General features: G+C 53.3%; 9 protein-coding genes. 4 read left to right on the top strand and 5 right to left on the bottom strand.

Annotated elements, in window-relative coordinates; translation table 11 throughout:
* The first annotated feature begins 5 nt into the window (after positions 1-5).
* The 4 genes from ROR01S_RS20925 to ROR01S_RS20910 all read left to right on the top strand — a co-directional run bounded on the left by ROR01S_RS20925 (position 6) and on the right by ROR01S_RS20910 (position 6,010).
* A complete protein-coding gene (locus tag ROR01S_RS20925) occupies positions 6-1,142 on the top strand; it encodes a histidine decarboxylase (RefSeq protein WP_004869084.1) in 1,137 nt (378 codons plus the stop codon).
* Between the two features lie 254 nt (positions 1,143-1,396).
* Positions 1,397-2,749: an amino acid permease gene (locus tag ROR01S_RS20920; RefSeq protein ID WP_015585474.1), complete on the top strand. Its 1,353-nt coding sequence runs from the start codon at positions 1,397-1,399 to the stop codon at positions 2,747-2,749.
* A complete protein-coding gene (gene hisS, locus ROR01S_RS20915; RefSeq protein ID WP_064359848.1) occupies positions 2,746-4,014 on the top strand; it encodes a histidine--tRNA ligase in 1,269 nt (422 codons plus the stop codon). The genes ROR01S_RS20920 and hisS overlap by 4 nt, the downstream gene beginning before the upstream one ends.
* Positions 4,015-4,171: 157 nt before the next feature.
* Entirely contained in the window at positions 4,172-6,010 is a 1,839-nt protein-coding gene (locus ROR01S_RS20910) for an ATP phosphoribosyltransferase regulatory subunit (protein ID WP_004869092.1), read from the top strand.
* 48 nt (positions 6,011-6,058) lie between these two features.
* On the opposite strand, the gene uhpT is transcribed toward ROR01S_RS20910, so the two are convergent.
* The 5 genes from uhpT to ROR01S_RS20885 all read right to left on the bottom strand — a co-directional run bounded on the left by uhpT (position 6,059) and on the right by ROR01S_RS20885 (position 12,118).
* Positions 6,059-7,450 (bottom strand): hexose-6-phosphate:phosphate antiporter UhpT, encoded by a 1,392-nt coding sequence (gene uhpT / locus ROR01S_RS20905; protein ID WP_004869094.1) that lies wholly within the window; start codon positions 7,448-7,450, stop codon positions 6,059-6,061.
* Positions 7,451-7,591: 141 nt separating this feature from the next.
* Entirely contained in the window at positions 7,592-8,920 is a 1,329-nt protein-coding gene (locus ROR01S_RS20900; RefSeq protein WP_004869097.1) for an MFS transporter, read from the bottom strand.
* Positions 8,921-8,929: 9 nt separating this feature from the next.
* The gene (uhpB, locus tag ROR01S_RS20895; RefSeq protein WP_162098188.1) at positions 8,930-10,411 is read right to left on the bottom strand and encodes a signal transduction histidine-protein kinase/phosphatase UhpB; all 1,482 of its coding nucleotides are present in this window, start codon (positions 10,409-10,411) and stop codon (positions 8,930-8,932) included.
* A gap of 17 nt (positions 10,412-10,428) precedes the next feature.
* Entirely contained in the window at positions 10,429-11,022 is a 594-nt protein-coding gene (gene uhpA / locus ROR01S_RS20890; protein ID WP_004869100.1) for a response regulator transcription factor UhpA, read from the bottom strand.
* Positions 11,023-11,104: 82 nt separating this feature from the next.
* On the bottom strand, positions 11,105-12,118 hold the full coding sequence (locus ROR01S_RS20885) for an aldose 1-epimerase family protein (protein ID WP_004869102.1): 1,014 nt from the start codon (positions 12,116-12,118) through the stop codon (positions 11,105-11,107).
* Between the last annotated feature and the right edge of the window lie 2 nt (positions 12,119-12,120).

Below are 12,120 nucleotides of genomic sequence, written 5' to 3'. Positions count from 1 at the left end.
TTAAAATGACATTATCCATTAGCGATCAAAATAAACTTGATTCTTTCTGGTCATATTGTGTAAAAAACCAATATTTTAATATCGGATATCCTGAATCGGCAGATTTTGATTACACCATCCTTGAACGTTTCATGCGCTTCTCAATCAACAACTGTGGTGACTGGGGGGAATACTGCAACTACTTATTAAACTCCTTTGATTTTGAAAAAGAGGTCATGGAGTATTTCGCCCAGCTATTTAAAATCCCATTTGAAGAAAGCTGGGGGTATGTGACCAATGGCGGTACCGAAGGCAATATGTTTGGCTGCTATCTGGGTCGGGAGATTTTCCCCAACGGTACACTATACTACTCGAAAGATACCCATTACTCCGTGGCAAAAATCGTCAAGCTGTTGCGCATAAAATCGACGCTTGTTGAATCGCAGCCCAATGGTGAGATGGATTATGCCGATTTAATCAAAAAAATAAAACGCGACAATGAAAAGCACCCCATTATTTTTGCAAATATCGGGACTACCGTTCGCGGAGCTATTGATAATATTGCCATCATTCAGCAATCAATTAGCGAACTGGGCATTGAGCGCAAAGATTATTATCTTCACGCTGACGCGGCGCTGAGTGGAATGATCTTACCTTTTGTGGATAATCCACAGCCGTTTAACTTCGCAGATGGCATTGATTCCATTGGTGTTTCCGGACACAAAATGATTGGCTCACCGATTCCTTGCGGCATTGTTGTTGCTAAAAAGAAAAATGTCGATCGGATCTCTGTAGAGATTGATTATATTTCTGCTCACGATAAAACCATTTCAGGTTCGCGTAACGGTCATACCCCACTCATGATGTGGGAGGCAATTCGTAGCCATTCATGGGAGGAGTGGCGGCGTCGCATCGAACGCAGCCTGAATATGGCGCAATATGCCGTTGACCGTTTTCAGTCCGCGGGAATTGATGCCTGGCGCAACAAAAACTCCATCACCGTCGTCTTCCCTTGCCCATCAGAGGCCGTCTGGAAGAAACACTGTCTTGCTACATCTGGCGATATTGCCCACCTCATCGCCACCGCGCACCACCTTGATTCCAGCAAAATTGATGCACTGATTGATGACGTGATCGCCGACCTGAAAAAACAGGCCGCATAGTAAAAGGGCAGTGATAATCACTCACTGCCCTCCAGGACAGACGTCACCGATGCCGAGACCAATCAATATCGGTGCGTCCTTCAGGCTCTGTTTCTACGGAGCCTTAATTCAGATTACCGCTTTGTCGATATGTTGTAACGACAAAATTGTGCCTGAGACATTCGCCGGGGAGACATCAGACTCCGCTGCGACTGTTTTTCATCATCCACCTAATGGGGACTGGCATGAGTAAATGCTGCGCGAGAACCAATCAGATGGGCCTGCTTGCCCTGACCGTGATGACAGCATCAAATATGATGGGAAGCGGGGTCTTTATGCTGCCCGCCACACTCGCACGTATCGGTGCGATTTCCGTGTGGGGATGGGGGGTCGCTTTTTTAGCCATTACTGCACTGGCACTCATCTTTTGCAAAATGAGTGAGTTATTTCCACGAAATGGGGGAATTATTGCCAGTATAACGGCGAGTTTTGGCCCTTTCGTTGGCCTGCAAATGACCCTGTTTTACTGGCTTTCAACGTGGATTGGCAATTGCGCCTTGCTACTTGCCGGCGTGGGCTATCTCTCCTATTTCTTCCCCGCACTGCATAACCCCCTCTACGGCACCAGCGCTTGTATTATCTTGTTATGGCTCTCTGTCCTGTGGGGATTAAGAGGTGCAAAGCTGGTGGGATACGCTCAGCTGTTTACCGGTGGGTGCATGGTGGTGGTCATCCTGAGCATCGGTATGCTGGGCTGGTGGCATTTTGATGCCGGGCGTTATCAGATGAGCTGGAATGTCAGTAACCATAGCGACCTGCAGGCCATTATCAACGCCGCCACGATATCGTTATGGGGATTCCTCGGTATTGAATCGGCATCAGTCTCTTTTGGGCAGGTAAAAAATCCCCGTCGCACCGTCCCTCTGGCGACCTTACTGGGCTTAGCCATTGCGGGGTTATGCTATGCCACATCCACCAATGTCATGATGGGCATACTGCCACATGATGTTCTGGTGAATTCATCCTCCCCCTTTGCCGACAGCGCTGCCGCGATGTGGGGGAAAGTCGCCGGCTCTCTGATTTCCGCTATGGTGGTTATCGCCTGTCTTGGCGCAATGCCTGGCTGGCAAATTCTCCAGACAGAAGTCCCCAGAGCCGCCGCAGAGGATGGACTTTTACCGGATTTTTTTGCCCGAATAAACCGTCATGGTGTTCCGTGGGCAGGGCTCGTTTTCACTGCATCTTTGATGACCCTGCTCCTGCTGCTAACGCTGTCACCCGATTTACAAAGCCAGTTCAAAACCATTATTACCCTGGCCATCTCCGCCAGCCTTCTACCCTACGCTTTCGCTGCCATTTCACTCCCGGTAATGATGGTCATCAATCGCCAGAAGAAACATACAAACTTCTATTGCTACTGCTGCCTCAGCTTCGTTGCGCTTTGTTTCATCACATTAGCCCTTATGACAGAAAGTTCGGCAACGGTGGTGTGGGGAATCGTTTTACAGCTGGCCACTCTCCCTCTTTATCTTTTCTACATTGCCAGGCGTCATCGTCAAAAAAATGACGTCTCAGAAACACGCCCAACAAAACCCTCTTTTTCTAATTTAAGTAAGGAGTTGTCATGAACAAGATCCAGGCTATACGAGGTATGAGAGACGTTCTTCCCGATGAAACCCCCATGTGGCAGTGGCTGGAAAGAAAGCTCCACCATATGGCATTTCGTTACGGATATCAGGAGATGCGGTTGCCACTGCTCGAACCCGTGACGCTGTTCGAACGAGCGGTGGGTGAGGCGACCGATATCGTTTCAAAAGAAATGTATGATTTCACAGATAAAAGTGGTGAACATATCACTCTTAGACCTGAAGGAACCAGCGGCTGTATGCGTGCCGTGCTGGAAAACAATATGTGTTACAACAAGTCACAGCGCTTGTGGTATCAAGGACCGATGTTTCGCTATGAGCGTCCGCAAAAAGGCCGCTTGCGCCAGTTTACACAATTTGGCATCGAAGCATTCGGCATGTCCGGCGCCGACGTGGATGCCGAACTCATTTTTATGGTTCGGGATCTCTTTGAAGATTTAAATATTACTCAGAACGTCCGCCTTGAAATAAACTCCCTCGGCACCTCCGCAGAACGGCAGGCGCACCGCGAAGAGCTGGTCAAATGGTTCACTCAGCATGCCGCTATGCTCGACGAAGATAGCGTGAAACGTCTTGCCATTAACCCCTTACGTATTCTCGACAGTAAAAATCCTGACCTTCAGAACGTTATTGAACATGCTCCACGTCTGCTTGATTTTTTAGGTGAAGAGTCTCGCCAGCATTTTGATACCCTACGGACGATTTTGGATAATGCAAGAATTACCTATCAAATTAACCCCCGCCTGGTACGCGGCTTAGATTATTACTCTCGGACCGTCTTCGAATGGGTTACTGATGATTTAGGGTCTCAGGGTACCGTTTGTGGTGGTGGCCGCTACGATGGCCTCGCAGAACTGTTTAGCGGCAAGAAACTTCCCGCATGTGGTTTTGCCATCGGTATCGAACGCTTACTCTTGCTGCTACAAACCGTTTGTGACGGCCAGAACCCACAATGGCAATCGGCACCTGATATTGCTATTACCAGCGAGCTAAATGATGGTGGTATCCGCGCACAGATGCTGGCTTGTCAGTTACGCAGAGACCTGCCTGGTTTAAACGTATTGACTGATTGCAGCGGCGCGAAATTAAAGCGGCAACATCAAAATGCGCTTAAAAGTGGTTGCCAATACATTCTTACAATTAATTATGACGAGAATCTTCGGCTGTGGAATTTACAAAATAATCAGCAAGAATCCATGAGTATAGAGCAGGTAAAATTACAGATTTCAGAAATTAGTCACAAATAAAAAAGTGAGCTATCAAACTACCCTTGTCGTTTTTTGGTAGCTCCTGTAAGATCTTCAAATATGGGAGTAAGAATGATTAACATTAAGACAATCATAATAAAACAAACATCCTGCCTCCCTCCTTATATTATCAATCACTAAATTAAGTAATTTAACTATGCCGCGAAAAAACAGATTATTCATTGATGGCATCCCTCATCTTGTAAAACTGTCAGGGCATAATGATGAGGTTATATTTAAAGATGACGAAGACATTAGCAATCTTTATCATTGCGTTGATAATGCATTAGCTATTTACAGCATAAAACTACATGCATATTCATTGTCGTTGCAAAAAATAACATTGCTCCTTTCTGCCCCGGACAAAGAAAGCCTGGGACGTTTCATGCAGCACCTTGGGAAAGGTTACGCGCATGATTTCAACCACCGACATCAGCGGCATGGCACGCTGTGGGATAGCCGTTACGATTGCAGCCCGGTCGAACCCAATGCGTATTTTTTACTCGTTAAAAAATATATTGAATGTCACTGCACTGATGAGTTTTCCCATCACAGCTCTGCCGATGCGCCGCAGCAACGAATTACACCTCATGACGAGTATTTACGTCTGGGTGAAAATGCATTACAACGTCGCAATATTTACCAACAGTTTTGCCTCGGCAGCATGAGTCCAGCAATAATAACGCGGATTGAATCTGCATTAACCCAAAATTGCCTGCTGGCTACCACCGCATACTCTAAATCACTTGAGGAAAAACTCCAACGGAATTTACGTCCGCGGAAAATAGGCCGCCCCAGGAAACATGACCACAATCCCGCGGCAACCTGGGAGTGGCTAGAAAAAAAAGCAGAATACCTGTTGCGCCAGTATTGTTATCACGAAATACGAACCCCGTTGCTGGAAAAACTTGAGGAAGATTTAACTCAGTCTTTTTGTTCTGACTCCGGCGAGCTTTTATTAAATCATCAGGCATTACTTCGCGGTGATGGCACCATGGGGTGCTTACGGCTACTGTCACAGCATCGAAATTTGCAAACTGAAACAAGAGTCTGGTATCAGGGGACCATGTTTCGTCGTCAGCATCAGCAAAATATTAGCCAGTTTCACCAGCTGGGTGTTGAGACCTTCGGCTATTCCGATATTGGCATTGAAATCGAACTTATTTCCCTGCAGTACGATTTTTTTAAATCTCTTCAGTTATTACCGTTCATCGACCTCAAAGTTAACACTACCGGAAATCAGGAAGAGTTTGCGCATTTTCGTCATGCCCTACAACAATACTACCGTCCTTTCGCCGCCCTGTTGAACGCCCAACAACTTAACTGGCTCAACACCCGTCCGGAACGTTTATTAACGGATAAAGACAGTTTAATGCAGCGTCTTGCGGAACCGGCTCCTCAATTAGAGTCATGGATATCAGCCCGCTCACGTCAGCGATTCACCCGGCTCTGTGACACCCTGACGGCCTTGCATATCCCGTTTACTCACGACCGCAAACTTTTCCCCGTGAATAACTACAATGATCTTATTTTTGAGTGGCACTCTGACGCCCCGTATCGCCATCAATTGTTATGCCGGGGAGGACGCTATGATCATACTGCCAGCCAGCTGATTGGCCACCCTGTGTCCGCCTGTGGGTTTGCTTTTATGCTGGAACCCATCATGCATCTGCTCAGCAGTACCAAAAAAGTTAACTTACCCGGCAAGCATATTGATCTGGTGATTATTCCATGTCAGGAAAGAGCGCGCAGCGTGGCATTGACCCTGAGCCGGCGCTTACGCCGCAGTTTTCCACATTTAAGCATTCTGAATGATTGTTCTTCTTTACGGCTCGCAACCAGACAAAAAAATGCCCAGCGTCAGGGCGCGCGCTTTATTTTACTTATTGATGGCAATGAGACCGAAGTGACATTTTACGACGAAGAAAATCATGATTGGGTACAAATTTCACTCAACGATGTCGTCGCCCATTTGAGTCATTCACTGATGATGTAATAAAAAAGCCCGGCATAAATGCCGGGCAACGTTACCCATACGTATCACTCAGGCATTCTGCAAAACGGGTTTCTTTTTCTCGCGACGAATTTTACGTTCTTCAAAGACCGCGACGATAGCCATCAGGCAGATACAGCCGATAGCTGCCGCATCCAGCGCCGCAAAGGTACCCGCCCAGCCGGTCAGGCCAAAGACCGGCGTGCCGTCGGCAATCATTCCCAGCCCCAGTTTGGCAAAGCTGTCGCCGATCAGGTAAGCAAAGGTGCCTTTGATACCGTCCGCCGCACCGATAGCTTTTTTCGGGACGAACCCTACCGCCGCAACGCCGATCAGCAGCTGCGGGCCAAAGACCAGGAAGCCTAAGGCAAACAGCGACATCAAATAGACATACTGGTTGCTGGCATGCTGGTAAACGCCAAGGGTTGCGATAATTAACGCCAGCGCGATACAGGCCACCAGCGCACGACGGCCGTTCGCCAGATCCGACAGCCAGCCCCACAGCAGCGTTCCGACCAGCGCGCCCACTTCAAACAGGGTAAATCCCTGAATCGCCACCTCTTTGGAGAGCTTCAGCTCCTGGAAGGCATAGACCGTCGACCACTGATCGATACCGATGCGCACCACATAGAGGAAGATGTTGGAGAAGCACAGCAGCCAGATGACTTTGTTTTTCAGGACATACTCGACGAAAATCTGCCATTTGGTCATGGCGTTCTCTTCCGTCTCTTTGTCCTCTTCACTGATCTCTTCGCCGAACAGCTCTTCGGCATTGCCGAGGCCGTAGGATTCCGGAGAGTCGCTACCAAAACGCAGACCGATAAAACCGACAATCAGCGCAATAATCGACGGGAAGATGAACATGCCGATAACGTGGCCGTCGAACAAATAGTTCGCGCCGAACAGCGCCACGCCCGCAGCGCCCGCGCCGCCAAGGTTGTGAGAGATATTCCAGAAGCCGAGGAAGGTGCCGCGCTTACGACGTGGCGTCCATTTGGTAATGGTTGAATAGCTACACGAACCGCCGGTGCTCTGGAAGAAACCGCTCAGCGCATAGAAGGCGATCATGAGGAACAGACTGGTTGAACCGGCCCCCATACTGGCGCTAAAGCCGAGCATACAGATGGCGGAGAGGATCAGCATAAACGGCAGGAACTGCTTGGTATTTTTCCCGTCCGCGTAGTAGGACACCAGCGTTTTACCCACGCCGTAGGTGATCGAGAAGCCCAGGCCAATCATCCCCAGCTGGGTCATGCTCAACCCGTAGGTGGAGATCATGTCGTTCTGGGCGATGTTAAAGTTTTTGCGGATCAGATACATCGTCAGGTAGCCGATAAAGACCACCAGATAGGACTGCATGAACGGTTTGAACCACATTTTACGCCGCACATCGAGCGGCAGATCCAGGGTCGGCTTGCGCACCTGGTTTAGAAAGGCCAGCATAGGACACTCCGGGCTAATTTTTATACCTGCGAATGGCAGGCATTGTAAAAAGCCGCGCGGAGACTGGCCTGAGACAGTGTCCCGGCGGAACCGGGAAAATTTCTTAGTTTTGCCCCACTCGGGGTAAAAAGGAGAGGCAGGTCACGCTTCGCTGGCGGTTCTTGGCGCCTGAGCGTTTAAAAACGGCAGCAGCAGCAGCGCAGAAATGCCGGCAGCAATAGCAATCGCCACGAAAAAGCCGCTCCAGTGCCAGATTTCCATTACCTGCGCCAGCGGCCAGCCGGAAAGCGATGCCCCGAGATAGGCAAACAGTCCGACAAACCCGGTTGCCGCGCCCGCCGCTTCTTTGTGGGAACACTCCGCCGCCGCCATGCCAATCAGCATCTGAGGGCCAAACACAAAGAAACCGGTGGTAAAGAAGCAGGCCGCCTGCATCACATAGCTGGCAAAAGGCATCAGCCACAAACCGCCGACCGAGAGCAAAATGCCGGCGGCGAAAATCAGGTTCATCGGTCCACGGTTGCCGTTAAACAGCTTATCCGATCCCCAGCCTGCGACCAGCGCGCCAATAAAACCGCCCAGCTCGAACATCGTCACCGCCGAATTAGCGGTTACCAGGTCGACGCCCAGCGTCTCCGACATATACAGGTTGCCCCAGTCGTTAATCGCCGCCCGCACCACGTATACCAGTACGTAGCACAGCGACAGCAGCCAGATATAGGGATTCAGCAGCACGTATTTGGTGAGGATCTCTTTGCGCGTCAGCCCCGCCCCTTCCTGCTGCTGGGCAATCTCCAGCTCGTCATGCCGCCAGTCCCCCACCGCCGGCAGCCCCACGACCTGCGGCCGGTCGCGCAGTCGCCAGCAGAGGAACAGCCCGGCGAGAATCGCCAGCATCCCGGCAATCATCATCCCGGTACGCCAGCCGTAGTGTAGCGCCGCCGCGCCGACCACCATCGGAATCAGCGCCCCGCCGACGTTATGCGCGGTATTCCACAATGCCCACCAGCCGCCGCGCTCGGTTCGCGAATACCAGGCCGTCAGCAGACGGGCGCACACCGGCGACCCCCAGCCCTGGAAAAAGGCGTTCAGCGCCCACAGCAGAGCGAACGCCCATAGCGAGGTGGAGAAACCAAACAGAATATTGACCACGCCGGTGGCGATAAGGCCCAGCCCCATAAAATAACGGGCGTTGGAACGGTCGCTGACGATACCGGAGAAAAACTTCGACAGCCCGTAGGTGATGTAAAACAGCGTCGCCAGCAGGCCAATATCGCTGCGGGTCAGGACGTTGCTGGCGAGAATTTCCGGTACCGCGGCGTTAAAGCTTTTGCGCGTGAAATAAAACAGGGCATAGCCCAGCCAGATGGTCATCAGAATATGACGCCGCCAGTAGCGGTAGCGTTCATCCAGCGCCTGTTTATCGGCAACCGGCGCCGCATCGGGCGGGGATTTCAGAAAGCTCAGCATCATAACTCCTCAGACATAACGGCGCGGCAGGCTGACGCAGACCCGGGTGCCGTGCGTGCAGGAGATAGTGAGCGTGCCGCCCAGCGCCGTCACACGTTCGCGCATGCCGGTCAGGCCAAAGCCCTGCTGCCCGGTACCCGGCGGCAGCCCGCAGCCATCATCTTCAAGTACCAGCATCAACCGCTGACCCTGCTGCCAGCCCTGCAGCGTCACCGCGCTGGCGCTGGCATGCTTAACGATGTTATTCAGCCCTTCCTGGCAGACGCGAAACAGCGTCACGCGCTGGTTTTCGCTTAAGGCGGCCTCATCAATGCGCCAGTCGAGATGGCTGACTATCCCGCGATCTTCCAGCTCCATTTCGCGCATCAGCGAACGTACCGCCTGTTCAAGGGTCAGATCGTCGAGCTGACGCGGGCGCAGACGACCCAGCAGCCGACGAACCGAGTCGTAAACCCCCAGCGAGAGCTGCTCAATAAGCTGGCCGCTCTGTTTCACGCCGCCGTTTTCCGGCGCCAGACGCTGCACAATCCCGGCCTGGGTGCGAATCGCGGTGATCGTCTGGCCGATGTCATCATGCAGTTCGCGCGCGACGTCCCGGCGCACGCTCTCTTCCGTTTCCAGCAGCCGCTCCGCCAACCGCCGGTTGCGCGCCAGTTCGCTTTGCAGCGACTGGTTCAGCTCGCGCAGACGCTGAATACCGGCGCCCAACAGCAGCCCGGTCAGGCTCTGCGCCAGCAGTGAGAGCAGCAAATCCACCGGGTGATCGTGCCAGGTCTGGCTGGCGATTAACGCGATAGCGTTCATTAGCGCGGCGATCAGCGCCCCCTGCCAGCCGTAATGCCAGGCTAAAGCGATAATCGGCAGCGCCAGGCAGAAAGGGGTGAAACGCGAGAGTTCGGCGGGCAGTCCCAGCTGTAGCCAGAGGCTGACGGTAAACAGCAGCAGATACCAGATAAGATGCCGCCCTCGCCAGTTGATCGGCTGTGAAACCAGCGATGGCCCCAGCGGTCGCCAGACGGTGCTGGTGAGATAGTGCCAGATAACCAGGCAGGTCGGGGCCAGCGTCAGGCCGCCGGTTAACGTCAGCAGCAGCGCGTTCAGTCCGTCGCTCCCTTCGCTCATCCACGGCAGCGATTGCAGCAGCGCGGCGGCAATCAGCGCCCCGCCCTGACGCAGCAATGTGAGCCAGTCGCGCTGGTGACGATAGCGTGAAATGAGCGCCACCGGCAGCAGCGCCAGCACACTACCGATCATCAATATTATCGGATGCGCCAGCGCCACTTCCTGCGCCAGCCAGAAGATCAGCAGCCATTCAGCGCCCAGTAACACCGGCCAGTAGCCGCGCGGACACTGAAGCATCAAACCCAGCCGCAGGCCAAAAGGGAACAGCAGGACGGCAAGATCCGGTCGTTCGACCAGGTGCAGGCTGATGCTCCACAGGCAGAACCACGCGGCGGAGAAAATACAGAAGCAGCCGGCCACCGAAAGCAGCCGGGAGAGGAACGGTCTCATTGCCAGCTATCGAACATACGCCGCGCCAGCTCAACATCGTTGCTGACGCCCAGCTTTTCCAGCAGATTCGCGCGATGCACATGTACGGTTTTTGGCGATAATGCCAGCTCGGCGGCGATCTCTTTTACCGCCATCCCCTGCGCCAGCTTTTCCGCCACCTGCCGTTCGCGGCGGGTGAGCGGATCCTGGCGGCCTGCCGCCAGCTTCATGGCGATATCCGGCGTCAGGTAACAGCCGCCGGCCGCCACCGTTCTGACCGCGGCGATCAGCTCATCCGGGCTACAGCGTTTGGAGAGAAAACCGCGGGCGCCGGCATTCAACGCCTGTTCCACCAGCGCCGGGCTGTCGTGAACAGAGAGCATGATGGTCGCCATGCCTTTCGGCAGCTGACTGAGCAGCTCAAGTCCTGACATATCCGGCATCGAGATATCACAAATACAGACCTGTACGCCGCGCCCGGGCAGCCCCGTCAAGGCTTCGCGGGCGGAACCGAATTCGGCAACCACCTGGAAATCGGCTTCCAGCCCCAGCAGCTGCGCAAATCCGGAGCGGACGATAAGATGATCGTCGATAAGGGCAATGGTGGTCATGACGTGTCCTGGCGGGTTAAAAAACGCGCTTACCTTAACGATAAGCACGTTGTTGTTCAAGCCTTGCGCAGGATTATCCGCCTCAGGCGATACCGGTGGTCACCGTAAAGCTCCGGGTTTGCTGCGGCGCCAGCGAAATCAGACTGCCATTACGCTGAGCCGCGAGGAATCCCTCGGGCCGACAGGTGGCGGGCAGCGCGAAGGCGGCAACCTGCTGATCGCCGTTATAGAGGATCCAGCGGGTAACATAATTGAACTCAGTGCTGGAGAACCGCGTGACAAACGTGGTGCCATCCGGCGCTATCATGCGAAATTCCGGGCTGTCGGTGTAGCGATCCAGCTTATCGGCAAAAAAGACGATTTCCGGATCATAATATTGCGGCTCACATAACGTGGTCAGCGAGGCCTCGCCTTGCAGGAGACGCTGATTGAACGCCAGCCACGATTCCGTCGGCTGTACATGGGCCGGTACCGACTCGCGCAGCGAGAGCGCTTCATCCGGGATATTCTGGCTGAAGGTCGCCTGGGCTACGTAGGCATAGTTCATATGGCACATGTACTGCAGCGGCATGGCGACAGAGGCAAGATTGGTCACCGTCATCTGGATATCAAACAGCGCGCTGGCTCGCCGTAAGGCCACCGTCGGCCGCGCCTCATAGTGATGACCAAAGCCCATCACGTATTCGTAGCGCCCCGCCACGCGCAGGCAGTCGGCCTCCAGTTCAAGCCAGGCTTCATCCATGGCCGCGCAGGCCATTTCACCATGCAGCGGGTGGGTATCCTGCGGCGACGGACAGCCGTTCGCCAACAGTCCTGAGTGGAAAGCAAAACAACCATAGGTGGCCACCACCTCCGCTGCCGGCTTCGGTTCGCTGAACATATTACGCATGGTCAGATCGTGGCCGTCAAACTCGGCATCCCAGATCATTTGCCCAAGCCAGGGCAAAATCACCAGATAGCCGCGCGCATTTTCCACCCGCAGCCCCTCTACGCCGCTGGCATAGCGAAAAGCCGTTACCGTGAAGTCATCATTCGCCAGCAGCGTGCGCGGTTGCTCGCTAAAGAGCTGGCGCCATAAAGGTAAGCGTGTCGTCATGA

This window comes from Klebsiella ornithinolytica NBRC 105727 = ATCC 31898 (assembly GCF_001598295.1).
Lineage (GTDB): Bacteria > Pseudomonadota > Gammaproteobacteria > Enterobacterales > Enterobacteriaceae > Klebsiella > Klebsiella ornithinolytica.
Note: the sequence above shows the minus strand (reverse complement) of the source record. Positions and strands in the feature narration are given on the sequence as shown.